Raw genomic sequence first — 24663 nt, 5'->3', positions numbered from 1 at the left:
GGGAGGGGGTCCTACCTGGCTTCTCGGAGGGCCAACTGGGCTGCGGACTGGGCCACCCCGAAGGCCTGGGGCGTGGGCTGGCTCGCCATGTAGAGGCGGTCGACGGCGCGGCGCGGGAGCGGGAAGTACGCGAAGCGGCCGTAGATCCGGCCGTCCGCCGCCATGGGCTGGGCGTCGAAGCGGGCCACCGTGGCCAGCCGGTACGGCTCGCTGCCGTTGCTGTCGAGCAGGGCGATCTCGGTGATCCGGCGGGCGCCGTCGGCGAACCGGGTGAGCTGGATGATCACGTCGACCGCGCTGTTGATCTGGTCGTGCAGCGCCTCGAAGGGGATCTCCACCTCCGACATGGACGCCAGCGTCTTCAGCCGCATCAGCGCGTCCTCGGCGCTGTTGGCGTGGACCGTGGCGAGGGAGCCGTCGTGGCCCGTCGACATCGCCTGGAGCATGTCGAGGGACTCGCCGCCGCGGACCTCGCCGACCACGATCCGGTCGGGGCGCATGCGCAGCGAGTTGCGGACCAGGTCCCGGATGGTGACCCGGCCCTGGCCCTCCACGTTCGGCGGCCGTGCCTCAAGGCGGACCACGTGCCGTTGCTGGAGCTGGAGTTCGGCCGAGTCCTCGATGGTGATGATCCGGTCGCCCTCCGGGATGAGCCCGGACAGCGCGTTGAGCAGGGTCGTCTTGCCGGTGCCCGTGGCGCCCGACACGATGATGTTGAAGCGCGCCTGCACCAGGCCGGCGAGCAGGTACAGCATGTTCTCGTCGAGCGAGTCGAAGCCGACCAGTTCCTGGAGCGTGTAGGAGCGCGGGAAGCGGCGGATCGTGAGGATCGCGCCGGTCAGGGAGAGCGGCGGGATGATGACGTTCACGCGTTCGCCGGACGGCAGGCGCGCGTCGACCATCGGGTTCGTCTCGTCCACGCGCCGGTTGACCGTGGAGACTATTCGCTCGATGGTCTGCATCAGCTGGTCGTGGGACGGGAAGCGCAACGGCAACTGCTCGACCCGGCCGCCGCGTTCGACGAAGATCGAGTCCGGGCCGTTGACCATGATCTCGGTGATGGAGGCGTCTTCGAGCAGCGGTTCCAGGATGCCGAGGCCGAGCGCCTCGTCGACCACCCGCCGGATCAGCTGCGAGCGTTCGACGGTCGACAGGACCGGTCCCTCGCGGCTGATGATGTGCCCGAGCACCCGCTCAAGGCGGGCCCGGCGCTCGGCGGCCGCCAGCGAGCTCATCTCCGCGAGGTCGATCTCCTCGAGGAGTTTGGCCCGGTAGGAGGAGACCAGGTGGCCGTCCTCGCCCCGGCTGCCGTTCTCCTCGGGGGTGTTGATGCGGGACCGCAGACTCATGGGGGTACCTCGTTCAGTGGTCGAGCGGCATGGTGGCGGTCTTGACGGCGGGGTCGAAGTCCCAGCCGGGGACGATCGACGGGATCTGGACGGTGGCGGTGACGGTGACCGAGTCGCCGCCCCCGCCCTCGGCGCAGTCGACGGAGAGCCAGTCGCTGATCGCGTTCACACAGCCGTCCTGCGCGCTCAGGTCGAGCGAGGCGGCCCGCGCCCCGGCCCTGGCCGCCGTGCCGGCCTGCTGGGCGGTGTAGGCGATGAGCCCGATCTGGACGCCGGCCATCGCGACGAGGATCAGGATCGGGATGAAGCCCAGGTATTCGAGGGCCACTTGGCCGCGGTCGCGGTGTTCTCGGCTCTTCCCTGAGTACGACATCTCAGTGCCTGTCCTCCTCCACCGCACCCGCGTGGCCCTCCACGTCGAAGGGGAAGCCGATCGAGCCCGGGAACAGGACGGGGACCTGGAGGGTGACGGTGGCCTTGACGTAGCCGCCCCCGGTCGCGCAGCTCACCGTGCCGCTCCACGCGCCCGGCAGTTTGTCCGTGCCCGCCTCCTCGCACGCCGCCTGCCGCTCCCCGGCCGGAACCGCCGTCCCCGCCCGCGCCGCCTCGTCCGCAGCATTCCCCGCGAGCGTGAAGGTGTACCCCAGCAGCACGAACTGCCACAGCAACACCAGCGTGATCAGGATCAGCGGGGTCATCCCGAGGAACTCGATGGTCACCTGTCCCTCGTCCCGCCGGCCGCTCACCTCCCGAGCTCCTTGCGCCGCCGGAAGGCCAACGCCCCCCGCTCCCGGCCTCCGTTGCGATGGGAGTTCGCCTCCGTGCCCTTGACCAGGCCCAGTTCACCGGCGAGCGTCCACAGGGCCTGCTTGACCGTGCCCTTGGCGTCGAGTTCGTGGACCCGGCCCGCGTCCACCGCGCCCTGGAGCTCCTTGAAGTTGGCCGGGATCACGGTCGCCGCGACGCCGGTGCCGGTGATCTTCTGGATGAGCGGCGGCTGGATCTCCGTACCGCGGCTGTGGCGGTTGACGACGACGGTGGTCTCCTCGGCCTTGCGGACCTGGAGGCGGTCCCACATGCGCACGGCCCGCTTGGCGCCGCGTACGGCGACCACGTCCGGGGTGGTGACCAGCAGGGCCGTGTCGGCCATCTCCACGACCGCCGCGCCGGCCCCGCTGAGCTGCGACCCGCAGTCGACGACGACGACCTCGTAGCGGGAGCGCAGGGCGGAGACGATCTGGCGGGCGGCGCGCTCGGTGACCTCCTCGCCGCGTTCGCCCTCGCCGGGGGCGAGCAACAGCGCGAGGCCGGTGTCGTGGGCGAAGACGGCGTCGGCGAGGACGCGCGGGGAGATGTCGGTGATGGTGGCGAGATCGACGACCGAGCGGCGGAACTGGACGTCCAGGTAGGAGGCGATGTCGCCGGTCTGGAGGTCCATGTCGAGCAGGGCGGTGGGGCGGCCGGAGGCCTGGGCGGCGAGGGCGAGCTGGATGGCGGTGGTGGTGGCGCCGACGCCGCCCTTCGCCCCGCTGACGGTGACGACGGTGCCGCCGACGCCGGTGAAGACGTCGGTGGCGGCGCCCAGGTGCCGTCGTACGCCCGTGGACCACTGGGCGACCGCGTGGACCCGGGTGGCGAGCTCCTCGTAGCCGAGCGGGAGGGCGATGAGGCCGCGGGCGCCGTAGTCCATGGCGGCCTGGAAGAGGCCTGGGCCGACGTCGGAGGTGACGAGGATGACGCCGACGGCCGGGAAGCGCAGGGCGACCTCACGGATCAGCTCCAGGGCCGGGACGGGACCGATGCGCTCATGGACGACCACGACCTCGGGCAGCTCGTCGATGGACTCTGACGCCAGGCGCGCGAGGGTGTCGATGAGCTGGGTGGAGTCGGTGACCGGGGCGACGGGCTCGGCGTCCGGGAGCTGGCTGAGCAGCGTGGTGAGGGAACGGACCGCGTCCGCGTCGCCGACCGCCGGGAGGATCCTCGTGGGCATGGCGGCCTCTCACTTGTCCTTCGCGAGTTCGTACGTGCGCTCCTGCTCGGGGACCGTGCCGGTCTCGCCGGGGGCGACCAGGGCGAGACGGACGCGTTTGGCGAACGACTCGGCGTACGTGAGGCGCTGGGCATCGAGGGCGGAGAGGGCGAAGGTGATGGGGACGGCCTTGGACGCCTCGCGGGTGCGCTCGTCGGCGTCGGGCTGGAGCGCGGTGATCTGACCGACGTCGAGCACCCGGGCATTGGTTACGATGATCTTGGACAGGTCGGGATCACTCTCCCGCTGCCCCTCGAAGGTGGCGTAGACATTCACCGCGGAACCCGGCGTGATCTTGCCGGCGACGCCGGTCGCCGCGTCGATCATGATGGCGACCTCCTGCTGCCCGGGCTGGAGCGCCGGCTGGTCGACGATCATGTCGCTCTGGAGCAGCGAGCCCTTCTTGAGGGTCGTCACGGCGATCTTGTCGCGGAGGGCGGCGAGGTCGGTGACCGCGTTGGCGGACAGCCAGCGCTTCGGCATCTCGGTCTTCTCGAACTGCGCCGCGGTGAGCCGGGTGTAGGGCTCGATGTCCTTCTTGACCTCGTACGCCGTGACCTCGGGGCCGACCTTGGACTTCACGTCGTCGATGACGGAGAGCACGCCGGCGAAGGCCGCGAGGGCGCCCAGGACCGACAGGAGCAGGAGTATCACGCCGCGGCGCTGACGGGAGTTCATGAACCGTGGACCTCGTTGGGGGGCTCGGTCGAGCGGAATCGGGGACGGGGGGCGATCCGGTACGGCTCACCCGGCGGGCAGTTGGTGCTGTCGCTGCGGTTGCAGCTGCTGTTGCTGCTGTTGCTGGGATACGGGCGTCACCGGCGCGGTGGCCGAGCAGAAGACGCAGCGGTCACCGATGACGTCGATACCGCACCAGTGACAGATGTTCTGCCGTACCGAGGTGACCAGTTGGTAAAGGACGGACAGGTCCGGCAGGAAGGCGCAGAACTCGATCAGCTTGCCGGTGCCCCACCACTCGGCGGACTCGGCGGGCAGCGGAGCCTCCCGCAGCCCCTGGATCCGCCAGGACCTGGCGAGCGCCCCGGAGACCCAGTCGGACTGGAGCTGGCCGCGGGCGACGAGCATCGAGGTGGCGAACTCCGGGCCGGCGAGGGCGGCGTCCGGGGCGAGCCTGACGAGCTGCGGCTGGGGATGGGCGAGCACGGCGAACTGGCTGCCCGGCACCCATGACTTGGCGTGCGACTTGAGCCCGACGGGGACCCGGTCGAGCTTGGCCACCGAGCCGAGGAGCGCGCCCGCGTGGAGGTAGTGGGTGAGCAGCCGGCCCGCCGAGGCGATGACGCCGGGGCTGAGGTCGCAGGAGGCGAGCTGTCTCAACTGGCGGGCCAGGACAGCGAGTCCCAAAGGTGGCAGTTCGGGCTGGAACAGGGCGATCCGGTCGCTTTCCAGGAGGGACCGCACGGTACGCAGCCGCTGGTCCACCGCCGGGGGCACGGCCCGGGAGTACACGACGACCACATGGCCGTGCTGGTCGATCAGCGCCTGGAGGGCGGCGAGCGAGTGGTCGAGCGGCTGCCGGTCGAGGCCGTCGAGCACGACGGCGGGCAGGGTCCGCTCGTCCTGTGCCGGCAGCGCCATGTCGGCACCGGTCACTGCGATGGCAGTTGGCACGCGCAGCTCCCCGTATCCCATGCCCGTGGGTCCGAACGGATCACTCCGTCGCACCCGGTCGACTTCACTGCGTGACTACCTGAGCACTGTAACCACGGCTCTATGACCGGAGAACAGCGATTCTGTGACTTCCTGGCCGACCCGAGGGATCAAAAGCGGTTGATTCCAGCCCAGATGGGGCGCACTTGCCACGTGCGCAGGCCGGAGAAAGGCCAGTTGTGCATTCATCCTCGCCGCCCTCCTTGACAGCGGGATTGGTCTGGACCAACTCTCTTGTCATGCCCATACTTAGCAGAAAACCGGCGCGGTTCCGGACCGCGGCCCTCATCGCGGCCCTCGCCCTGGGCGGCGCCCTCGGAGTCGCCGGACCGGCCTCCGCCGCGGACGTCAACAACGCGAAGAACGCCGGCTTCGAGTCCGGCCTGACCAACTGGACCTGTTCGGCGAGCAGCGGTACGACCGTCTCCTCCCCCGTGCACGGCGGCTCGGCCGCGCTGAAGGCGACGCCCGCCGGGCAGGACAACGCCAAGTGCGTCCAGACGGTGGCCGTGAAGCCCAGCTCGACGTACACGCTGAGCGCGTGGGTGCAGGGCGGTTACGCCTACCTGGGCGCGACCGGCACCGGCACGACGGACGTGTCGACCTGGACCCCGGACTCCGCCTCCTGGAAGCAGCTGACGACCACCTTCACCACGGGTGCCTCGACGACGTCGGTGACGGTCTACACGCACGGCTGGTACGGACAGGCCGCGTACTTCACCGACGACGTCTCGGTGTACGGCCCCGACGGGGGCGGCGGCGGTGATCCCGCTCCCACGATCCCGGCGGCGCCGGCCGGCCTGGCGGTCTCCGGCACGTCCTCCTCGTCCGTCTCCCTGACCTGGAACACGGTGTCGGGCGCGACCGGCTACAACGTCTACCGCAACGGCACGAAGGTCACGGCGGTCACCGGGACGTCGGCGACCGTGTCGGGCCTTGCCGCCTCGACGTCGTACAGCTTCCAGGTCACGGCGGTGAACTCGGCGGGCGAGTCCGCGAAGTCGGGTGCGGTGACGGGGACGACGAGCGCGTCGACGGGTACCGGGGGCGGCGCGGTGCCGAAGCACGCGGTCACCGGGTACTGGCAGAACTTCAACAACGGGGCGACGGTCCAGAAGCTGTCGGCGGTGCAGTCGCAGTACGACATCATCGCGGTGGCGTTCGCGGACGCGACGACGACTCCGGGTGCCGTGACCTTCAACCTGGACTCGGCCGGGCTCGGCGGGTACACGGTCGACCAGTTCAAGGCGGACATCAGGGCGAAGCAGGCGGCCGGGAAGAAGGTCGTCGTCTCCGTGGGCGGCCAGAACGGCACGGTCTCGGTGAGCGACCCGACGTCCGCGGCGAACTTCGCGAACTCGGTGTACGCGCTGATGCAGACGTACGGCTTCGACGGCGTCGACATCGATCTGGAGAACGGGCTCAACGCCACCTACATGTCCCAGGCGTTGCGGTCGCTCGCGGGGAAGGCTGGCAGTTCGCTGGTGCTCACGATGGCACCGCAGACGATCGACATGCAGTCGACGTCCAACGCGTACTTCCAGACCGCGCTGAACGTGAAGGACATCCTCACGGTCGTCAACATGCAGTACTACAACAGCGGTTCGATGCTGGGCTGCGACGGCAAGGTCTACTCGCAGGGCTCGGTGGACTTCCTGACCGCCCTGGCCTGCATCCAGCTGGAGGGCGGACTGTCCCCGTCCCAGGTGGGGTTGGGCCTGCCGGCGTCCACGAGCGGGGCGGGCAGCGGCTACGTCTCGCCGTCCGTGGTGAACAACGCGCTGGACTGCCTGACGAAGGGCACGGGGTGCGGCTCCTTCAGACCGTCGAAGACCTACCCCGACCTGCGCGGCGCCATGACCTGGTCGACGAACTGGGACGCGACGGCGGGCAACGCCTGGTCCAACGCGGTGGGACCGCACGTGCACGCGCTGCCGTAGCCGTCGGGGTCGGCTCGTGTCCGCCCATGCCCTGGAGGGTCACCAGGCCGGAGTGCGGAGGGATGAACGCGCGGACCGTTCGGCCGTGGCGCACGACGCCGGTCACGGTCAGGTCGATCGGCGCCCGTGTCTCGCGAACCAGCGAGAGGCGGGCGCCGAGGCGGACGGGGGCGCGTCCACCGTCACGCCAGTGGCCTGTAGTACCCGAGGACCGGGGCCAGCCCGGCGAACCAGCGGCCCAACGTGTCCCGGGTCTTCGCGTCGACCACACACTCGTAGAAGCGGCCGTCGAGGTGGATGACGGCCATCATCAGGGTCTTGCCGTTCGGGCCGGCCTTGTAGTGGACGCTGCGGATCTCGTGCCAGGGGAACTCGGCGGAGTGGCCGTGGTCCTCGAAGGCGACGCCCGCGGAGTCGACGACGACGGAGTTGTGGCGGTCGACGGCCATGAACTCCGGGCCCTCGGGGGGCGGGGGCGGGTAGCCGTAGCCGTACTGCGGGGGCGGCGGGCCGAAGCCCGGCGGGGGCGCGGCCGGCGGAGCCATGGGCGGAGGCGGGGGCTGGTCGCCGTAGGGCGGACCGGGCGGAGGCGGGGTGGTCATCGGTGTCCGTCCCCTCGCGTCACGGACTGCTTCCAAGTCATATGAAACATTCTCCCCGCCTCACCGCGTCAGTGAAGTGAGGACCTCTTCACAGCCGGGCGCACAGCACCAGGGGGAACACATGAGACAGGCCCGCGCGGACGAGTACGCGCGGTTCGCCGCCGCGCGGGCCGGGCATCTGTACCGGTCGGCGTGTCTGCTGACCGCGGGTGACACTCATCTCGCGGAGGACCTGGTGCAGGAGGCGCTCGGACGGATCTACGTCCGCTGGGGCCGCGTCTGTCTCGTCGGCAACCCCGCGGCGTACGCGCAGACCGTCCTGGTCCGGGTGTTCCTGACCCATCGGCGCCGCCGCAGCAGCAGTGAGCGCGCGACCGATGTGCTGCCGGAGGTGGCCGCCGCCGGTGTCGACACGCCCCTGCGGCTGACGCTGCTCGCCGCCCTCGCCCGGCTGCCCGCCAAGGACCGGGCCGTGGTCGTCCTGCGCTACTGGGAGGACCGCTCCATCGAGGAGACCGCGGAGGTCCTGAACGCCAGCGCGGCCGCCGTCCGCACGCGCTCCACCCGAGCTCTGAAGCAGTTGCGCGGCCTCCTCGGCGAGGACGTCGGCGCCTACGCCCGGCCCTGACCGACCGGCCTCCTGACTTCCCTTTCGTCCGACCGATTCGTCCGACCCGGAACGGTGGTTTCCCCATGCCCGCAGACCAGCACCACGACCCCTTCGAGGAGCGGCTCACCGCCGCCCTGCACGAGACCGGCGGCGGGTTCGAAACCGACCGCACGGCCCTCGCCGCACGCGGCGCGGTGCGGGGCCGGCGCAAGCGGCTCGTGCGGCGGGCCGCCGTCGCCGGGGGCGCCGCGAGCGTAGTGATCGCCTGTGTGGGCGGGGTGCTGGTCCTGCGGCCGGGCGGTACGGCGGCCGAGGCCGTGCCGGCGTCCGTGACGGCCTCCGCCCAGCCGAAGCCGAGCGTCACGGCCACGCCCGCGACCGGCGCGCAGATGATCGCGACCCTCAAGGGCCTGTTGCCCAAGGGCGACTTCAGCGAGGAGCGCGGGCGGGGCACCGAGCCGACCGACCAGCTGAAGGTGCCGGCGCCGTACGCCGGCCTCGTCCTCGACGACGGCAAGGGCGCCGCGGCGATCGAGGTCAGCGTGGGCCGGGTGCAGCCGGGCGGCACGGAGGCCCGGCAGGCGGCCCAGTGCCCCGACCGGGTGTACGTCCCGTACGACGCCTGCAAGACGAGTCGGCTCACCGACGGCTCGGTGGTGACCGTGCTCCAGAGGTACGAGTATCCCGACCGCCGGGTGGACACCAAGCTCTGGACCGCCGAGCTGGTCACCCCGACCGGGCAGCACATCACCGTGAGCGAGTGGAACGCGGCCGCAGAGAAGGACAGGCCCGTCACCCGGACCGATCCCCCGCTGAGCCCGGCGCGGTTGACGCGGCTGGCGGCGGCGAAGGAGTGGCGCCCCGTGGCGAACGCCCTCCCCGAGCCCCTCCCCGACCCGGCGCTCCCCGGCTCCGATTTGCACGCCCGCACCCACCTGCTGGCCCTGCTGCCCAAGGGGCTGAGGGTGACCGACAAGAGCAGCGACGACGGCGACTTCGCCTACGCCGTGGTCGACGACGGCAAGGGCAGGAGCCTGGTCCAGGTCAATGTGCAGCCCGACATGCTGGACTCGGCCGGCGACCTCTTCGGCTCGGGCTCCGAGACCCTGCCCGACGGCACCCGCATCGCCGTCAAGCAGGGCCCCGGCGACAGGGGCCACCAGGTCATGTGGACCGTCGACACCATGCGCGCCGACGGCAGGCGCGTGGTGATCAGCGCCTTCAACGCCGGCACCCAGAACGAGTCCGCGACCCGTGCCACCCCCGCGCTCAGCATCGCCCAGATGCGGAAGATGGCGCTCGACGCCCTCTGGTGGAGCGGCAGTTAGAAGAACTCCGACCACGGCTGGTCCCAGATCTGCTTCACGCACAGGACCAGGAACAGCAGGCCCGCGATCGCCAGCATCCCGTTGCTCAGGGGGCCGTTGCGCCACTCCCTGGGCGTGCGGGAGGTGTTCAGCAGCCACATCAGCGTGCCGGCCAGGAAGGGCAGGAAGGCCGCGCCGAGCACGCCGTAGAGGATGACCAGGCGGAAGGGCTGGCCCTGGAAGAGCAGGACCATCGGCGGGAAGGTCAGCCAGAGCAGATACACGCGGAAGGGCCAGGAGCGCTCGCGCGAGCCGGAGGCGACCTCCTGGCCGGAGCCCGCCGCAGCCTCGCGGTCGCGGTAGCGCGCCACGAAGTCCGCGAACATCAGGCTCACCCCGTGCCAGACGCCGATCAGCGAGGTGAAGGACGTGGCGAAGAAGCCGATCAGGAAGAACTTGGCGGTCGCCGGGCCGTACTCGTCCTCCAGGATGTCGCTGAGCTGGACCAGCCCCTTGTCGCCGCTCGCGATCGCCACGTCCGCGCTGTGCAGCAGTTCCGCGCCGACGAAGAGCATGGCGACGACGAAGATGCCGGTGGTGAGGTAGGCGACCCGGTTGTCGAGGCGCATCACCTTCATCCAGCCGGTGTTGGTCCACCCCTTGGCGTTGACCCAGTAGCCGTAGGCGGCGAGCGTGATCGTGCCGCCGACGCCGCCGATCAGGCCGAGGGTGTTGAGGATCGAGTCCTTCTCGTCGGGCAGGACGGGGAGCAGGCCCGCGAAGGCGTCCGGCAGGTTCGGGGTGACCCGGATCGCCAGGTACACCGTCACCACGAACATGACGCCCACCAGGACCGTCATGACCTTCTCGAAGACCGCGTACTTGTTGAACCAGACGAAGACCAGGCCGACGAGACCGCAGGCGATGGCCCACCATTCGAGGTCCATCACGTCCGGGAACAGCGCCTGCAGGGGCAGCGCGCTCGACGACATCGCCGCGGCGCCGTACACGAATCCCCAGATCACCACGTAGACGGCGAAGAACCAGGTGGTCCAGCGTCCCAGGCTCGCCCAGCCGTCGAACAGGGTGCTGCCGGTGGACAGGTGCCAGCGGCCCGCCGCCTCCGCGAGGGAGATCTTGACGAGACAGCCGATCACCGCGGCCCACAGCAGGGTGTAGCCGAAGTTGCTGCCCGCGATGAGTGTGGCGACCAGGTCTCCGGCGCCGACGCCGGTCGCGGCGACGACGATCCCCGGGCCGATGTAGCGCCAACTGGACTTGCGGGGTACGGAGTTCGTCTCACCGGTCACTGTCTTGTCCGTGGTGTCCGCCATAAAGGTCAAGAAACCCTAAAGATCGTGGCCCGGCAAGAGGGCGTGCGGTGAAGGAAGTCAGGGCTCGCCGGGGAGGCGTCCCTCACGGCGGTCGGCCCCGCGGGTGCCGAGTTCGAACCAGACCGTCTTGCCGGTCCCGTCCTGGTGACAGCCCCAGCGCAGCGCGAGCGCCTCCACCAGGAACATCCCGCGGCCGTTCTCCGCGACCCCGGCGTCCAGGACCTGCGGGGTGCGCCGGCCGGAGTCGGCGACCTCGCAGCGCAGCACGCCGTGCGCGGCGGACAGGGTGAGCGTGAAGCGGCTCGCCGAGTGGAGCAGGGCGTTGGTGGCCAGTTCGCTCACGAGGAGTTCGGCGGTGTCCACCAGGTCGCCCCGCTCCGCGAACCCCCACCCCTCCAACTGCTTGCGGACCTCGGCCCGGGCCTCGCGCACGGCGGACGGGCAGGGGTCGAACTCGACACTCAAGTGACCTTCTCCCAGGTGAAGTGGGGGCTGGGCGGGATATATAGGGGTCGGGGGCCGGGAGGGGGGCGTTGGGCGACCAGGATCGGCGCCGGACGGCCGTCTGCCGTGGACAAGCTCGTCGCGAGGAGACGGAAGGCCGTTCGCAGCTGTACACGACCCGCGGAACTGGTCGTCTCGACCGGCAGATGACCCATGATCAGCCAGCCCTTCGGGGTGTGGTCGGAGACCCCACTGTGGCGCTGGTTCTCAGATATATGCACGTACGGCTCACACCCGTGGGTGCACTTCCTCAGGAGGCACGCCATGGCCCCCGGATCCGCGTACACTCCGCCGCCCTCACTCCTCAACCACGCACAGCCGACGCACAGTTCACGCCATCGCGTCTTTGTCCACTCTTGACCTGCTCATGCCATAGCCGCACGATGAGCGGCACACCCGCACCGGCAGCACGTCGCAGAACTCGCTGAAACACCCCCGCTCCACTCCCCACTTCCGGAGATCCCGGAATCCCTGGAGAACACAGGAGACTTCATGCGACTTCGCACACGCGGTTCCGGCGCCCGCGGCGGCACCCGCTACGCCGCCCTCGCCGCCGTTCTGGCCCTCGCCCTCGCGGCCCCGCTCTCCGCCAACGCCGACAGCGCCCCGAAGGCGGCACCGGGCACCGAGGACGTCCGCCAGTACGAGATCCACCAGCAGTCGACACCCGTGACCCGTACGGCGATCCAGCAGACGGGCGTGACAGTGGACGAGGCCGACGAGGAGACCGTCGTGGTCTCCGGCCGCGCCGACCAGATCCGGAAACTGCGGCAACTCGGCTACGAGGTCACCGCGTTGGGGTCGGCCCCGGCGCGGGCCGCGGAGGGCGAGGCTAGGCTCTACGACTTCCCCTCGGCCGACTCGCGGTACCACAACTACGCCGAGATGAACGCCGAGATCGACCAGCGCCTCGCCGCCTACCCGAACATCATGAGCAAGCGGGTCATCGGCACGTCGTACCAGGGACGGGACATCGTCGCCATCAAGATCAGCGACAACGTGGCGACCGACGAGGCCGAGCCCGAGGTGCTGTTCACCCACCATCAGCACGCCCGCGAGCACCTCACGGTGGAGATGGCCCTGTACCTGCTGCGCGAACTCGGCGCGGGCTACGGCAGCGACTCCCGGGTGACGAACATGGTCAACAGCCGTGAGATCTGGATCATCCCCGACCTCAACCCGGACGGCGGCGAGTACGACATCGCCACCGGCTCCTACCGCTCGTGGCGCAAGAACCGGCAGCCCAACTCCGGTTCGTCGGCGGTCGGTACGGACCTCAACCGCAACTGGGCCTACCGCTGGGGCTGCTGCGGCGGATCGTCCGGGTCGACGTCCTCCGAGACCTACCGGGGCCCGTCCGCCGAGTCGGCACCCGAGGTCAAGGTGGTCGCCAACTTCGTGCGCGGCCGGGTCGTCGGCGGGGTCCAGCAGATCAAGACGAACATCGACTTCCACACGTACAGCGAACTGGTGCTGTGGCCCTACGGGTACACGTACTCCGACACGGCGACCGGGATGACGGCGGACGACAACGCCGTGTTCAAGGCGGTCGGGCAGAAGATGGCCGCGAGCAACGGGTACACCGCGGAGCAGGCGAGCGACCTGTACATCACCGACGGCTCGATCGACGACTATCTCTGGGGCACGCACAAGATCTTCTCGTACACCTTCGAGATGTACCCGACGTCGAGTTCCGGCGGTGGGTTCTACCCGCCCGACGAGGTGATCGAGCGGGAGACCTCGCGCAACCGGGACGCGGTGCTGCAACTGCTGGAGAACTCGGACTGCATGTACCGGTCCATCGGGAAGCAGGCGCAGTACTGCTAGGAGTCGCGGCGGCAGCCCCTAGTCGGACTCCTCCGGCTCCTGTGCTGGAGCAGTCTCGTCCTCGAAGTACCTGTCCATGACCGCGTCGAGCTGTTCGTCCCACTCGGCGAAACGCGCCCTCGACGTGGCCTCGATCTCGATCGGGTACCAGCGGCGGTCGGGCGTGTGCACCGTGATGGTGAACCGCTTGCCGAAGCGCGGGGACTCCGTCTCGACCGCGCCGATCTCGTCCCAGCCGAACTCGCAGGCCTGGTCGTCGAGGGAGAGGCGGACGCCCCGGTGGTCGGCGACGATCTTCGCGCGCCGGTCGGCGGCCTCGAAGACGGGACCGTCGGGGGTTTCCTCCCCGGCGGTCTCCTCGGCCTCCCCGGCGGTCTCCTCGGTCTCCTCGGAGGCCTCCGCCGTGGCCGTGGGCTCGTGGGTGCCGGCGGCCTCGACGGCGTCCGCCGGCTCGGTGTCCTCCGTCTCGCCGGACACGGGTGAGGTGAGCCCGGGGACGAAGGCCGGGTCGAACCCGGCGCCTTCCAGGGGCTTGCTGCTCGAACCTATGCGCTGCTCCACAGCGGGCAGTATGGTCGACGATCCTGTGCCCGGCACACCCGGCCCCGACATCGTTACCGGACGCCTACATGGGGCTACCGCACCACCACGGACACCCGCGGCCCCGCCGTCCCCACGAACTCCATTGCTGACGTGGGGCGACGCGGGAGTCCGCCGCGACGGCCCGCGGCGGCGGACTCCGGAACCACCTACACGAACAGGCTCAGCACCGCGGCCATCACGAAGCCCGCCACCGACAGCACCGACTCCAGAACGGTCCACGTCCTGAGGGTGTCCCGCTCGCTGATGCCGAAGTACTTGGCCACCATCCAGAAGCCCCCGTCGTTGACGTGGGAGGCGAAGATGGAGCCGGCCGAGATGGCCATGATGACGAGGGCGACGAAGGCCTGGGAGTGGTGGCCCTCCGAGAGCAGGGGTGCCACGATGCCCGCCGTGGTGACGATGGCGACGGTCGCCGAGCCCTGGGCCACCCGCAGGACCACCGAGATCAGGTACGACAGCACGAGCACCGGCAGGCCGACGTCGTTGAAGGTGTCCGAGAGCGCCTGGGCGACCCCGCTGGCCTTGAGGACCGCGCCGAAGACGCCGCCCGCGCCGACGACGAGCAGGATGTTGCCGACGGGCTTGAGGGAGGCGGTCGACACCCTCTCCAGGGACTTGCGGGACCAGCCGCGGCGGATGCCGAGCAGGTAGTACGCGAGGAGCAGGGCGATCGTCAGCGCCACGAAGGGGCTGCCGAAGAACTCGATCACCGAGCGGCCCGTGGAGGGGTCGAAGGCGATCGAGGAGAACGTGGCGGCGAGGATCAGGACGAGGGGCGTACCGATGATGCCGAGGACCGTGCCGAGGGGGACGGGATCCTCACGCGGCTCGACCCCCTGGGACCGCTGCTCCTCGATGACGGCGAGCTTGGCCTCCGCGGCCGCCTCCACCATGTCCTGCGGCACGGCGACGAAGATGCGGCGGCCGACCCACGCGGAGTAGACCCACGCGGCCAGCACCGCCGGGATGCCGCAGACGACGCCCATCAGGATCACCCAGCCGAGGTCCACGTGCAGCAGTCCGGCGGCCGCGACCGGGCCGGGGTGCGGGGGCAGGAAGGCGTGGGTCATCGACAGGCCCGCCAGCAGCGGCAGGCAGTAGAGCAGGATCGACTTGCCGCTGCGCTTCGCCGCCGCGTACACGATCGGCGCGAGCACGAAGATGCCGACGTCGAAGAAGACCGGGATACCGAAGATGAGGCCGGTGAGGCCCATGGCGAGGGGCGCCCGCTTCTCCCCGAAGAGATTCAGCAGCCGGGACGCCAACACCTCCGCCCCGCCGCTGACTTCGAGGATCGCCCCGAGCATGGTGCCGAGGCCGATGATGATCGCGACATGGCCGAGGATGCCGCCCATCCCGGACTCGATGGTGGACACCGCGTCCGACCGCTGGACGGTGCCGAAGAGTTCGGTGACCGAGAGGCCCGCGAGCAGGCCGACGGCTATGGAGACGCCGAGCAGGGCGACGAAGGGCTGGAGTCTCACCTTGATGATCAGGAAGAGCAGCAGGGCGATACCGAGGGCGGCGACCGTGAGGAGGCCCGCGGTGCCGTCGATGAGGAGGAGCAGGCCACCGGTGTGCGGGGGTGTCTCGGTGGTCGCGGCGAGCGGTAGGGACATGAAGGGGGGTCCTCTGCGTAAGTGCATGGAGCTTTCGGGCAGGGGGGATCGCGGCACGGCGCCCCGTGGGGTGCCGTGCCGTGCAGGACGTACGGGAGGTGCGGGAGGTGCGGGAGGTGCGGGAGGTGAGGGAGCGTCAGCCGAGGACGGCGAGCGCGTCGATCTCGATGAGGAGCCCGGCGGGAAGGCCGACGTAGACGGTGGTCCGGGCGGCGGGCGGGGCGGTGAGGCCCTGCTCCTCGAAGTAGGTGTTGTAGATCGAGTTCATCTCGGCGAAGTGGTCCACGTCCGTCAGATAGACGCGGATCATCATCACGTCGTCCCAGGAGGCGCCGCCCTCCTCCAGGATCGCCTTGACGTTGGCGAGGGTCTGGAGCGTCTGCTCGCGCAGGGTGGGACCGGCGGGCGTGGGCGCCTTGCCCTCCTCGGCCGGCAGGAAGCCGACCTGCCCGGCCACCTGGAGGATGTTGCCCTTGCGCACCCCGTGGGAGAACTTCGCGGGCGGGGTGGTGTGCGTCTTGGGAGTGAGCGCGATCTTGTCCGTCATACGGGGTCCTTTGCTGGTGTTCTGCCGGAGTACTCGCCGCTGATGGCATCGGCCGTACGGCGGACCTGTGGGAGGAGGGCGAGGAGTTCCTCGGCGGTGACGACGACGTTGGGCGCGGAGACCGACATCGCGGCGACGACCCTGCCGTCGGCGCCGCGGACGGGGGCCGCGACGCAGTTGATGGACTCCTCGTGGCCACCGAGGTCGGTGGCCCAGCCCTGTTCGCTCACCCGCTCCAACTCCTTCAGGAACGCGGGGGCGTTGGGGGTCGAACGGGCCGTGTACAGGGGGTATTCGAGCTTGTCCGCGAGGGCGTGCCGCTCGGCCTCGGGAAGGTCCGCGAGCAGCAGCTTCGCGACCGCGGCGACGGTGATGGCCACCGGTTTGCCGATCCGCGAGTACATCCGCACGGGGTAGCGGCTCTCGACCTTGTCGATGTAGAGCACCTCGTCCTCCTCGTACACGGCGAGGTGGACGGTGTGACCGCACTGCTCGTTCAGCCGTACGAGGTGGGGGTGGGCGATTTCGCGGATGTCGAGGTTCTCCATCGCCTCCTGGGCGAGCGCGATGAGGCGGGCGCCGAGGCGGTAGCGCTGGTCGGACTGCCGGTAGACCATGCCGTGTTCGTGGAGTGTGCGGAGGAGTCGCAGCGCGGTGGACTTGTGGACGCCGAGGCGCTCGGCGACCTGCCCGAGGTCGGCGGGGCCCTCGGCGAGCAGCGGCAGGATGCTCAGTGCTCGGTCGACGGTCTGGCTCATGGGGTGCGTACCTCCTCCGGGGCCGGGTCGGCTTGGGTCCAGCCGGGGCCGAGTCGAAGTGTCCCCCACGTGTCGTCCCCGACGGCGGCGAGGCGGTCGGCGTGTGCGCGGGCGGGGGGCGCGGCGAGGTCGCCGGGGGCGGTGAGGGCGGCGGCGGCCCAGAGGTGGCCGTGCCTGAGGCGGTCCTTGAGGGGCAGTTCGCGCAGGGTCGCGGAGAGGAACCCCGCGGCGAAGGCGTCACCGGCGCCGGTGGTGGCCACGACGTCGACAGCGAGGGCGGGGACGAAAATGCTCGACGTCGACCGGGACCTACCCAGGGGCGCGGGGAACTGCGCGACCAGCCCCCACTCGCCCGCAGCCGACACGAACGCGGTCGCCCCCTTCCCCCCTTGCTTCACCACCAGCACCGAAGGCTCGGGCAGCACCGTCCGAATCGCAGCAGGGCCTCCCGTGACCCGCCACGCCTCCTCCGCCTCGTCCTCCCCCACGAACACGATGTCCGCCTGACGGGCCAGTTCCAGAAGCACCCGAGGCCCCTCGCCATCCCGCCACAACCCGGCCCGGTAATTGACGTCGAAGGACACCACCGGCCGCCCGACCCCCGGCGCGGTCAGTTCACGCAGCAACGACAGACACGTGTCCGACAAGGCGGCCGTGATCCCGGAAAGATGCAGCACCCGCCCCGCCCGCACCGCCGCCAGGTCAACGTTGTCGACCGACATCGCCGAAGCCGCCGACCCCGCCCGGTAGTACGCCACCTCGTGCGCGTCCGTGGCCCGGTCCCCCGCCGTACGGAAGTACACCCCCGTAGGACGCGAGGGATCCCGCCCGACCGCAGAGGTGTCGACCCCGTACCCCCCGACCGTCTCGACCAGGTGGTCCCCGAACCCGTCGGTCCCGACCCGGCTGACCCACCGCACCGCGAAGCCGGCGGCGGCCAGCCCGCACGCCACGTTCGACTCCGCCCCGCCGATCGCCCGGTCGAAAGAGGGCACGTCGGCGAGTCGGCCGGGCCGACTGGGCAGGAACGTGACCATGGACTCGCCGAGCGCGACGACATCCACGGCGTCGGGGGGCTTCACGATGGTCGTAGCTCCTTCATTGACCCGGCGTTGGCGTGGATGTTAGACAGCAGTCAGCGATATACGCAATGGACGTTGCACATACTGCAACGCACCTTCAGGGAGGCCCTTGTGTCCGGTACCGAAGCGCTCGCCCGCCTCGCGGAGGACCGTGTCGACCACCGCTTCAAGGGCCTGCCACCGGACGCGGACGGCATGACCGTCGCCGAGCTGACCGCACAGCGCCGCAACCTCTTCACCGACGGCTTCACCACCCCCGTGCTCGCTCTCTCCGCCGAGCGCCTGGAGCACAACCTCGCGCTCATGGAGACATACGCGGCCCGCCACGGCCTCGCCTTCGCCCCGCACGGCAAGACGACCATGGCCCCCCAGCTCTTCCGCCGCCAGATCGAGCGCGGCGCCTGGGGCATCACCCTGGCCGTCCCGCACCAGGTGCGCGTCGCGCGGGCGTACGGCGTCCAGCGGGTCTTCCTCGCGAACGAACTGGTGGACCCGGCGGCCCTGAGGTGGGTCGCCGGCGAGCTGGCGGGCGACGCGGGCTTCCGCTTCGTCTGCTACGTCGACTCCGTGCGCGCGGTCGAGCTGATGGACGCGGCCCTGCGGGGGACCACCCGCCCCCTGGATGTCGTCGTCGAGCTCGCCGCGGGCGAGGGCGCCCGCACCGGTGTCCGTACGGAGGAGGAGTGCGCGGCGGTCGCCGACGCGGTCGCGGCCACCGGGACGCTGCGGCTCGTCGGCGTCGCCGGGTACGAGGGCGAGGTTCCCGGGGCGGACCCGGAGCGGGTGCATGCCTGGCTGCGCCGACTCGTCGCCCTGGCCGTCGACTTCGACAAGGCGGGACGGTTCGCCGCGGAGGGACTCGACGAGATCGTGGTCAGCGCCGGCGGCAGCGCCTGGTTCGACGCGGTCGCCGACGTCTTCGCCGAGATCCCCGAACTCTCGCGCCCCGTCCTGAAGTTGCTCCGCTCCGGCGCCTACGTCTCGCACGACGACGGCCACTACCGCAAGGTGACCCCCTTCAACCGGATCCCCGAGGAGGGCGCTCTGGAGCCCGCGTTCCGCCTGTGGGCGCAGGTCGTCTCCCGCCCCTCCCCCGGGCAGGCCTTCGCCAACGCGGGCAAGCGGGACGCGGCCCACGACCTGGACCTCCCCTTCGCGCAGGTGGTCCGCCGGGGCGGCGTCGAGCGCCCGGCCACCGGCGTCGAGGTGACCGCCCTCTCCGACCAGCACGCCTGGCTGGCCACGGCTCCCGAGGCCGACCTGGAGGTCGGCGACTGGCTGGGCCTCGGCCTCTCCCACCCGTGCACGTCCTTCGACAAGTGGCAGCTGATCCCGGTGGCGGAGGCCGACGGCACGGTCGTCGAGTACATCCGCACCTTCTTCTGAGACGCGATCCGAGACGCGAAGGGACTCCGGCGATGGAAGAGCTCGTCATCAGGGACGCGGACGTCGTCGACGGCAGCGGCGGCTTCTCGTACCGCGCCGACGTGGTCGTCGACGGCGGCCGGATCGTCTCGATCGTCAAGGAGGCCGCCGAGGCCGGGTGCCAACGGCCCAAGGCACGGCGGGAGCTGGACGCCGAGGGGCTCGTCCTGGCCCCCGGCTTCATCGACATGCACGCCCACAGCGACCTGGCCCTGCTGCGCGACCCCGACCACAGCGCCAAGGCCGCGCAGGGCGTCACGCTCGAAGTGCTGGGCCAGGACGGGCTGTCGTACGCCCCGGTCGACGACCGCACCCTGGAGGAGGTCCGCCGCGCCATCACCGGCTGGAACGGCTACGGCGACGACATCGACTTCGACTGGCGGTCGGTGGGCGAGTACCTGGACCGCCTCGACCGCGGGATCGCCGTCAACGCGGCCTATCTGATCCCCCAGGGCACGCTCCGCGCGCTCGTCGTCGGCTGGGAGGACCGCGAGGCGACTCCCCAGGAGCTGGGCCGTATGCGCCGGCTGGTCGCGGAGGGCATGGAACAGGGCGCGCTCGGCATGTCGTCGGGCCTGACCTACACCCCCGGCATGTACGCCGAGGACGCCGAACTCACCGAACTGTGCCGGGTGGTGGCCGAGTACGGCGGCTACTACTGCCCGCACCACCGCTCGTACGGGGCGGGCGCGTTGCAGGCGTACGAGGAGATGGTCGCCCTGGCCCGGGAGGCCGGCTGCGCCCTGCATCTCGCCCACGCCACCATGAACTTCGGCGTGAACAAGGGCCGGGCGCCGGAGTTGCTCGCCCTCCTGGACGAGGCGCTGGCGTCGGGCGCCGACATCAGCCTGGACACCTACCCCTACACGCCCGGCGCGACGACCCTCGCGGCGCTGCTGCCGAGCTGGGCGGGCGAGGGCGGCCCCGAGGCGGTCCTGAAGCGGCTGGCGGACGACGGCACGGCCGAGCGGATCCGGCACCATATGGAGGTCGTCGGGGCGGACGGCTGCCACGGCGTGCCCGTCGAGTGGGACACCGTCGAGATCTCGGGTGTCGGCGACACGGCCCTCGCGGACTTCGTCGGCCGGACGGTCGCGGAGTCGGCCCGGCTGCGCGGCGAGAGCCCCTGGACGACGGCCCGCGGGCTCCTGCTCGCCGACCGGCTGGCCCCGTCGATCCTGCAGCACGTCGGCCACGAGGAGAACGTCCGCACGATCATGCGGCACCCGGTGCACACCGGTGGCTCCGACGGCATCCTTCAGGGCGCCAAGCCGCATCCGCGGGCGTACGGCACGTTCCCGCGCTATCTCGGCACCTACGTGCGGGAGTTGGGCGTCCTGTCCCTGGAGGAGTGCGTCGCGCACCTCACCTCGCGCCCGGCGTCCCGGCTGCGACTGCCGGACCGCGGCCTGGTCAAGGAGGGGTACCGCGCGGACCTGGTCCTCTTCGACCCGGAGACGGTGGCCCCGGGTTCGACCTTCGACGACCCGCGCAGGCTGCCGACCGGCATCCCGCACGTCCTGGTCGACGGCAGGTTCGTGATCGAGGACGGCCGGCGCACGGACGTCCTGGCGGGGCGGGCGGTCCGTCGCAGTCCCATGTGACGGAACGCCTCGCGCCTTACCGGCCGACGGTCACGGCCTGGGCAGGGTGCAGCCGCTCGCGTTCAGGTTGAGCTGGTTGCCGGTCGTGAAGCAGGCCGGGATGTTGTAGATCTCCTGGGCGTAGTTGATGCCCTCGCGGACGGTGACGTTGCCGTTCGCGTCGACCTCGCACGGGTTGTTCTCCGTGCAGCGCTCGCCGTCCTCGTTGCCGGTGTTGTTGACGGCGACGACCTTGCCGGTGGACTGGTCGATGACGGGCGAGCCCGAGGTGCCGCCGATGGTCTGGCAGGCGGAGGTGTAACGGACCGAGTCCTTCCAGGTCCAGTCGCCCTCCTTCAGGCGGTACACGAAGCCGTCGACGTTGCAGCTGTAGAGCCGCTTCCAGTAGCCGGAGGCCACCGTGATGGCGGTCCCGGCGGTCGGGTGCGTGTCCTGCACGGTGAGCGCGGAGATGCCGTACGAGCTCTTGATCGACGCGTACGTGCTGGTGAGCTGGTAGATCGACACGTCCGTGTCGGTCATCGTCCCGTAGGCGAGCTTGCTGGCGCGCAGGGTCGCGACCCGGGTGCCGGAGGAGTTGAGCAGCCCGAAGGTGCGGCTGGACGCCTGGTTGGTGAGCACCTCGCCCGGCTCGGGGAAGCCGGTGGTGAGGCAGTGCCCGTTGCTGAGCACCAGCGCCGGGTCGGTGTCCAGGGAGTTCGGGAACCGGATGACCGAGCCGGAGCAGTTGCTGAGCGAGACGGTCCCGGCGAGGGTCACGGCCTTGAGCCCCGGCGACGGTGACGTGACCTGCGACAGGGCCGAGGTGGCGGACGTGACCACGTCGTGGACCACGGAGACGGGGGTGTCCGTGTCGACGCTCTTGCCGACACTCGACGCGGTGGGCTCGGCGGCCACCGCGGGTGCCGCGCCTATCCCGGCCAGGGCCAGGGCGCTGAGCGCGGCGACGAGAGGCTTTCTCATGTGGGGGTCCCCTCTTGCGACTTGGGCGGCCGGAAATCTTCCGGCCGCCCGTGAGTTTGTCATGAACATTGTGAAGAAGGGTGGTCGCTTGGGCAAGAAGCTGTGCCGAGCCCGCGCCTCTCGACGGGCGACACCTCCACATCCGGGACAGCGCGCACACCCGTCTGCCCGTTCGACGAGATCAACTTACCCAGCCGGAGGGCTACTTGGGCTTTTTCGTACTGCCCTGTCCGCGCCCCTTCCCGTCGGAGTTCCCCGGGCCGTCGGCCCCGGTCGTGGCGGAGCCCGCCGAAGGGGTGGGCGAGGTACCGGAGGAGGGCCGGGCCGACGGACTCCCGCTCGCCCGCGGGTCCCCGGACGCGTCCGGGGAGGGGCTCACGCCGGATGCGTCGGCGCCGGTCACCGGCCCGCCGGAGGCCGTCGCGTCCGGCGGAGCCGCCGGGAGGGTGGAGGAGGCCGGGTCCGTGGCGCCCGCCGTCTCCGCGGAGGTCGAGGTGGTTCCGCTCGCCGGGTCCCGCCCGGACTCGGAGGAGGAGCCCGACAGGGACAGCCCCGCGATCAGCGCCGCCGCCCCCATGGCCCCCACGGCTCCGACGGCCACGACCACCCGGCGTGAGCGCCGACCGCCCCCGCCGCGGGCGGCCCGGCGCCGGGCGGCGCGGCCGACGGAATCCGGTTCGCTCGGCTCCCGGTCGCCGGACTCCGGGCCGGCGGGCCCGACCCGGGGGAGCTCGGCCGTCGCGTCGTACGCGGTCTGCCAGCCGTGCGCGGCCGCGGGGTCCGGGAACTCCTCGTACGCGGGGGTCGCCGCGGGCTGCGGCTGATAGACGTTCGGCGCCCCGGACTCGTATTCGACTGGCCTCGACATGGCGACGGATTCTAGGGACGGATGAGGCGGCTGGGACAGCTACCGGCGATAACAGCCCAAACCGACGCGTCTCACGTGGCGGAAAACACGACCCGTGAGGCGTTACCGGGCCGTAAGCTCCCAGACATGCAGGTGATCCAGTCGACCAAGCTCGCCAATGTCTGTTACGAGATCCGGGGCCCGGTTCTCGAGGAGGCGATGCGCCTGGAGGCGGCCGGGCACCGCATCCTCAAGCTGAACACGGGCAACCCGGCCGCCTTCGGGTTCGAGGCACCGCCGGAGATCCTGGAGGACGTCCTCCGCAACGTCGCCACGGCCCACGGGTACGGCGACGCCAAGGGGCTGCTCGCCGCGCGCCGGGCCGTGGTCATGCACAACCAGACCCTCGGTATCGAGACCGACGTCGAGCACGTCTTCATCGGCAACGGCGTCTCCGAGCTGATCGTGATGGCGATGCAGGGCCTGCTCGACGACGGCGACGAGGTCCTCGTACCGGCCCCCGACTACCCGCTGTGGACTGCCGCCGTGTCGCTGTCCGGCGGTACGGCCGTGCACTACCGCTGCGACGAGCAGGCGGACTGGATGCCCGACCTCGCCGACGTGGAGCGGAAGGTCACCGACCGCACCAAGGCGATCGTCATCATCAACCCGAACAACCCCACGGGCGCGGTCTACGACGAGACCATGATCAAGGGGCTGACGGACATCGCCCGCCGGCACAACCTGCTGGTCTGCTCGGACGAGATCTACGACAAGATCCTCTACGACGGCGCCACGCACACCCCGACCGCCGCGGTCGCCCCGGACCTGCTGACCCTCACCTTCAACGGCATGTCCAAGGCCTACCGGGTGGCGGGCTACCGGGTGGGCTGGATGTCGATCTCCGGCCCGCGCGCTCACGCCGACTCCTACATCGAGGGCCTGACCGTCCTGGCCAACATGCGCCTGTGCGCGAACATGCCGGGACAGCACGGGGTGGTCGCCGCGCTCAGCGGACGGCAGTCGATCAAGGACCTGGTGCTGCCGGGCGGCCGGCTGGTCGAGCAGCGGGACGTGGCGTACGAGCTGCTGACCCAGATCCCCGGCGTGAGCTGCGTGAAGCCGAAGGGGGCGCTGTACCTCTTCCCACGGCTCGACCCCAAGGTCTTCAAGATCAAGGACGACCGGCGGATGGTCCTGGACCTGCTGCGCCAGGAGAAGATCATGGTCGTCCAGGGCTCCGGCTTCAACTGGCCCGAGCCCGACCACTTCCGGGTGGTGACGCTGCCGACGACCGGGGACCTGCGGGACGCGGTGGGGCGGATCGGGAACTTCCTGGACGGGTACGGGCAGCCGTAAACCTCACCGGCACTCGATCTTTTCGGCTCGCTCAACTTTAGACGGAATCTAAGCTAGGATGGTTTCCTGACAGCACAGGAGGCCATCCCATGTACGAACCGATCCGCACCAAGTCGGTCCACTCCACGATGGCCGACACCCCCTCCGACTTCCCGCACCGCTCACGTGAGGAAGAGCTGGACATCCAGCTCGCGGGCCATCTCGCCGCCCTGCTCGCCGTCACGGACGAGCTGCGTGCGCTGGCCCCGTCCGCCGACCTGGACACCGCGGCCGAGCGGCTCGCCGAGCAGGTGGCCCGGCTGCGGGGCGGAGGCGCACCGGCCCGCGCCTCGCTGACCTCGGTCACTTCGGAACCGCACCTCACCGACCTGCACCGGCGTGCCCACGCGGTGGCCGGGCGCGCGCTGCTCGTGGCGGCGTCCCGCGCGGACACGGCGGCGGCGATCCTGGCGGCGGAGCGGATGGACTCCCACGCGGCGGCCCTGGAGCCCCGCGAACTCGCCACCCACTGAGCCCTGCGGCTCCCTGAACGGCCCCGGTCCGCGCGCACTTCGAGTGACGTGCGGACCGGGAGCCATGCACTGCGTTGGCTTGAGCGGGGGCGCGTGGTCGCCGTAGGGGGTGGTGTCGGCGGGCGGGTGCGGGTGCGTTGTGGCTGGTCGCGCCGTTCCCCGCGCCCC

The 24663-nt window shown here is 70.8% G+C and carries 24 protein-coding genes; 8 read left to right on the top strand and 16 right to left on the bottom strand.

Translation table 11 applies throughout. The features are described 5' to 3' along the window. Nucleotides 1–11: 11 nt before the first annotated feature. The 6 genes from H293_RS0119965 to H293_RS0119940 form a co-directional block, all read right to left on the bottom strand. Complete coding sequence (locus tag H293_RS0119965) at nucleotides 12–1349, bottom strand: CpaF family protein (protein WP_020119622.1); 1338 nt, start codon at nucleotides 1347–1349, stop codon at nucleotides 12–14. A gap of 13 nt (nucleotides 1350–1362) precedes the next feature. Then, nucleotides 1363–1722: a TadE/TadG family type IV pilus assembly protein gene (locus H293_RS0119960; protein WP_028808018.1), complete on the bottom strand. Its 360-nt coding sequence runs from the start codon at nucleotides 1720–1722 to the stop codon at nucleotides 1363–1365. A gap of 1 nt (nucleotide 1723) precedes the next feature. Then, on the bottom strand, nucleotides 1724–2095 hold the full coding sequence (locus H293_RS0119955) for a TadE family protein (protein WP_020119620.1): 372 nt from the start codon (nucleotides 2093–2095) through the stop codon (nucleotides 1724–1726). Next, nucleotides 2092–3342: a CpaE/TadZ family protein gene (locus H293_RS0119950; RefSeq protein WP_020119619.1), complete on the bottom strand. Its 1251-nt coding sequence runs from the start codon at nucleotides 3340–3342 to the stop codon at nucleotides 2092–2094. Before H293_RS0119950 ends, H293_RS0119955 begins: the two co-directional genes overlap by 4 nt. A gap of 9 nt (nucleotides 3343–3351) precedes the next feature. After that, nucleotides 3352–4059, bottom strand: a complete 708-nt coding sequence (cpaB, locus tag H293_RS0119945; protein WP_020119618.1) for a Flp pilus assembly protein CpaB — start codon at nucleotides 4057–4059, stop codon at nucleotides 3352–3354. Nucleotides 4060–4125: 66 nt separating this feature from the next. Next, on the bottom strand, nucleotides 4126–5034 hold the full coding sequence (locus H293_RS0119940) for a hypothetical protein (protein ID WP_028808017.1): 909 nt from the start codon (nucleotides 5032–5034) through the stop codon (nucleotides 4126–4128). Between the two features lie 257 nt (nucleotides 5035–5291). Between H293_RS0119940 and H293_RS0119935 the strand changes: the two genes are divergently transcribed. Then, nucleotides 5292–6992: a chitinase gene (locus tag H293_RS0119935; protein WP_020119616.1), complete on the top strand. Its 1701-nt coding sequence runs from the start codon at nucleotides 5292–5294 to the stop codon at nucleotides 6990–6992. Between the two features lie 182 nt (nucleotides 6993–7174). Here the strand turns inward: H293_RS0119935 and H293_RS59220 are convergent, their stop codons facing one another. Beyond that, a complete protein-coding gene (locus H293_RS59220) occupies nucleotides 7175–7594 on the bottom strand; it encodes a hypothetical protein (RefSeq protein ID WP_020119615.1) in 420 nt (139 codons plus the stop codon). A gap of 121 nt (nucleotides 7595–7715) precedes the next feature. Here H293_RS59220 and H293_RS0119925 point away from each other — a divergent pair, with 121 nt between their 5' ends. Both H293_RS0119925 and H293_RS0119920 read left to right on the top strand, forming a co-directional pair. After that, a complete protein-coding gene (locus H293_RS0119925; RefSeq protein WP_020119614.1) occupies nucleotides 7716–8222 on the top strand; it encodes a SigE family RNA polymerase sigma factor in 507 nt (168 codons plus the stop codon). Nucleotides 8223–8287: 65 nt separating this feature from the next. Then, nucleotides 8288–9532, top strand: coding sequence for a hypothetical protein (locus H293_RS0119920; RefSeq protein ID WP_020119613.1), 1245 nt, complete (start codon nucleotides 8288–8290; stop codon nucleotides 9530–9532). Here H293_RS0119920 and H293_RS0119915 read toward each other — a convergent pair. Further along, entirely contained in the window at nucleotides 9529–10845 is a 1317-nt protein-coding gene (locus H293_RS0119915) for an Nramp family divalent metal transporter (RefSeq protein WP_020119612.1), read from the bottom strand. The genes H293_RS0119920 and H293_RS0119915 overlap by 4 nt on opposite strands. 57 nt (nucleotides 10846–10902) lie before the next feature. Next, nucleotides 10903–11310 carry an ATP-binding protein gene (locus tag H293_RS0119910; RefSeq protein WP_020119611.1) on the bottom strand — a complete coding sequence of 136 codons (408 nt, stop codon included), beginning with the start codon at nucleotides 11308–11310 and terminating at the stop codon, nucleotides 10903–10905. A gap of 531 nt (nucleotides 11311–11841) precedes the next feature. Between H293_RS0119910 and H293_RS0119900 the strand changes: the two genes are divergently transcribed. Beyond that, nucleotides 11842–13176 (top strand): M14 family metallopeptidase, encoded by a 1335-nt coding sequence (locus tag H293_RS0119900; protein WP_020119609.1) that lies wholly within the window; start codon nucleotides 11842–11844, stop codon nucleotides 13174–13176. 18 nt (nucleotides 13177–13194) lie between these two features. Here H293_RS0119900 and H293_RS0119895 read toward each other — a convergent pair whose 3' ends face one another. The 5 genes from H293_RS0119895 to H293_RS0119875 form a co-directional block, all read right to left on the bottom strand. Continuing rightward, entirely contained in the window at nucleotides 13195–13737 is a 543-nt protein-coding gene (locus tag H293_RS0119895; RefSeq protein ID WP_020119608.1) for a hypothetical protein, read from the bottom strand. A 188-nt stretch (nucleotides 13738–13925) separates the two neighbouring features. Next, a complete protein-coding gene (locus H293_RS0119890; RefSeq protein ID WP_020119607.1) occupies nucleotides 13926–15398 on the bottom strand; it encodes a GntP family permease in 1473 nt (490 codons plus the stop codon). 136 nt (nucleotides 15399–15534) lie between these two features. After that, nucleotides 15535–15945 carry a RidA family protein gene (locus H293_RS0119885; protein ID WP_020119606.1) on the bottom strand — a complete coding sequence of 137 codons (411 nt, stop codon included), beginning with the start codon at nucleotides 15943–15945 and terminating at the stop codon, nucleotides 15535–15537. Then, the gene (locus H293_RS0119880) at nucleotides 15942–16703 is read right to left on the bottom strand and encodes an IclR family transcriptional regulator (protein ID WP_020119605.1); all 762 of its coding nucleotides are present in this window, start codon (nucleotides 16701–16703) and stop codon (nucleotides 15942–15944) included. Before H293_RS0119880 ends, H293_RS0119885 begins: the two co-directional genes overlap by 4 nt. Continuing rightward, nucleotides 16700–17740, bottom strand: a complete 1041-nt coding sequence (locus H293_RS0119875; RefSeq protein WP_259294502.1) for a sugar kinase — start codon at nucleotides 17738–17740, stop codon at nucleotides 16700–16702. Before H293_RS0119875 ends, H293_RS0119880 begins: the two co-directional genes overlap by 4 nt. 156 nt (nucleotides 17741–17896) lie before the next feature. Between H293_RS0119875 and H293_RS0119870 the strand changes: the two genes are divergently transcribed. Next, nucleotides 17897–19171 (top strand): amino acid deaminase, encoded by a 1275-nt coding sequence (locus H293_RS0119870; protein ID WP_020119603.1) that lies wholly within the window; start codon nucleotides 17897–17899, stop codon nucleotides 19169–19171. Nucleotides 19172–19203: 32 nt separating this feature from the next. Continuing rightward, nucleotides 19204–20814 (top strand): N-acyl-D-amino-acid deacylase family protein, encoded by a 1611-nt coding sequence (locus tag H293_RS0119865; protein WP_020119602.1) that lies wholly within the window; start codon nucleotides 19204–19206, stop codon nucleotides 20812–20814. A gap of 30 nt (nucleotides 20815–20844) precedes the next feature. Here H293_RS0119865 and H293_RS0119860 read toward each other — a convergent pair whose 3' ends face one another. Then, complete coding sequence (locus H293_RS0119860; RefSeq protein ID WP_020119601.1) at nucleotides 20845–21777, bottom strand: S1 family peptidase; 933 nt, start codon at nucleotides 21775–21777, stop codon at nucleotides 20845–20847. A gap of 202 nt (nucleotides 21778–21979) precedes the next feature. Further along, nucleotides 21980–22645 (bottom strand): hypothetical protein, encoded by a 666-nt coding sequence (locus tag H293_RS58450; protein WP_020119600.1) that lies wholly within the window; start codon nucleotides 22643–22645, stop codon nucleotides 21980–21982. Nucleotides 22646–22771: 126 nt separating this feature from the next. Here H293_RS58450 and H293_RS0119850 point away from each other — a divergent pair, with 126 nt between their 5' ends. Both H293_RS0119850 and H293_RS0119845 read left to right on the top strand, forming a co-directional pair. Beyond that, complete coding sequence (locus H293_RS0119850; protein ID WP_020119599.1) at nucleotides 22772–23983, top strand: pyridoxal phosphate-dependent aminotransferase; 1212 nt, start codon at nucleotides 22772–22774, stop codon at nucleotides 23981–23983. Nucleotides 23984–24072: 89 nt separating this feature from the next. Continuing rightward, nucleotides 24073–24495: an SCO4983 family protein gene (locus H293_RS0119845; protein WP_020119598.1), complete on the top strand. Its 423-nt coding sequence runs from the start codon at nucleotides 24073–24075 to the stop codon at nucleotides 24493–24495. Nucleotides 24496–24663 lie beyond the last annotated feature (168 nt).

It is taken from the genome of Streptomyces canus 299MFChir4.1, assembly GCF_000383615.1.
In the GTDB taxonomy this organism is placed as follows: domain Bacteria; phylum Actinomycetota; class Actinomycetes; order Streptomycetales; family Streptomycetaceae; genus Streptomyces; species Streptomyces canus_C.
The sequence above is the reverse complement of the archived record's forward strand: the minus strand, read 5'-3'. Positions and strand labels throughout refer to the sequence as shown.

What these genes read in the sequence shown, in the direction of transcription:
- H293_RS0119965 (WP_020119622.1), bottom strand. Translation starts at nt 1,349, where the DNA reads ATGAGTCTGCGGTCCCGCATCAACACCCCCGAGGAGAACGGCAGCCGG.
- H293_RS0119960 (WP_028808018.1), bottom strand. Translation starts at nt 1,722, where the DNA reads ATGTCGTACTCAGGGAAGAGCCGAGAACACCGCGACCGCGGCCAAGTG.
- H293_RS0119950 (WP_020119619.1), bottom strand. Translation starts at nt 3,342, where the DNA reads ATGCCCACGAGGATCCTCCCGGCGGTCGGCGACGCGGACGCGGTCCGT.
- cpaB (WP_020119618.1), bottom strand. Translation starts at nt 4,059, where the DNA reads ATGAACTCCCGTCAGCGCCGCGGCGTGATACTCCTGCTCCTGTCGGTC.
- H293_RS0119940 (WP_028808017.1), bottom strand. Translation starts at nt 5,034, where the DNA reads ATGGGATACGGGGAGCTGCGCGTGCCAACTGCCATCGCAGTGACCGGT.
- H293_RS0119935 (WP_020119616.1), top strand. Translation starts at nt 5,292, where the DNA reads ATGCCCATACTTAGCAGAAAACCGGCGCGGTTCCGGACCGCGGCCCTC.
- H293_RS59220 (WP_020119615.1), bottom strand. Translation starts at nt 7,594, where the DNA reads ATGACCACCCCGCCTCCGCCCGGTCCGCCCTACGGCGACCAGCCCCCG.
- H293_RS0119925 (WP_020119614.1), top strand. Translation starts at nt 7,716, where the DNA reads ATGAGACAGGCCCGCGCGGACGAGTACGCGCGGTTCGCCGCCGCGCGG.
- H293_RS0119920 (WP_020119613.1), top strand. Translation starts at nt 8,288, where the DNA reads ATGCCCGCAGACCAGCACCACGACCCCTTCGAGGAGCGGCTCACCGCC.
- H293_RS0119915 (WP_020119612.1), bottom strand. Translation starts at nt 10,845, where the DNA reads ATGGCGGACACCACGGACAAGACAGTGACCGGTGAGACGAACTCCGTA.
- H293_RS0119900 (WP_020119609.1), top strand. Translation starts at nt 11,842, where the DNA reads ATGCGACTTCGCACACGCGGTTCCGGCGCCCGCGGCGGCACCCGCTAC.
- H293_RS0119890 (WP_020119607.1), bottom strand. Translation starts at nt 15,398, where the DNA reads ATGTCCCTACCGCTCGCCGCGACCACCGAGACACCCCCGCACACCGGT.
- H293_RS0119885 (WP_020119606.1), bottom strand. Translation starts at nt 15,945, where the DNA reads ATGACGGACAAGATCGCGCTCACTCCCAAGACGCACACCACCCCGCCC.
- H293_RS0119880 (WP_020119605.1), bottom strand. Translation starts at nt 16,703, where the DNA reads ATGAGCCAGACCGTCGACCGAGCACTGAGCATCCTGCCGCTGCTCGCC.
- H293_RS0119875 (WP_259294502.1), bottom strand. Translation starts at nt 17,740, where the DNA reads ATGGTCACGTTCCTGCCCAGTCGGCCCGGCCGACTCGCCGACGTGCCC.
- H293_RS0119865 (WP_020119602.1), top strand. Translation starts at nt 19,204, where the DNA reads ATGGAAGAGCTCGTCATCAGGGACGCGGACGTCGTCGACGGCAGCGGC.
- H293_RS0119860 (WP_020119601.1), bottom strand. Translation starts at nt 21,777, where the DNA reads ATGAGAAAGCCTCTCGTCGCCGCGCTCAGCGCCCTGGCCCTGGCCGGG.
- H293_RS58450 (WP_020119600.1), bottom strand. Translation starts at nt 22,645, where the DNA reads ATGTCGAGGCCAGTCGAATACGAGTCCGGGGCGCCGAACGTCTATCAG.
- H293_RS0119850 (WP_020119599.1), top strand. Translation starts at nt 22,772, where the DNA reads ATGCAGGTGATCCAGTCGACCAAGCTCGCCAATGTCTGTTACGAGATC.
- H293_RS0119845 (WP_020119598.1), top strand. Translation starts at nt 24,073, where the DNA reads ATGTACGAACCGATCCGCACCAAGTCGGTCCACTCCACGATGGCCGAC.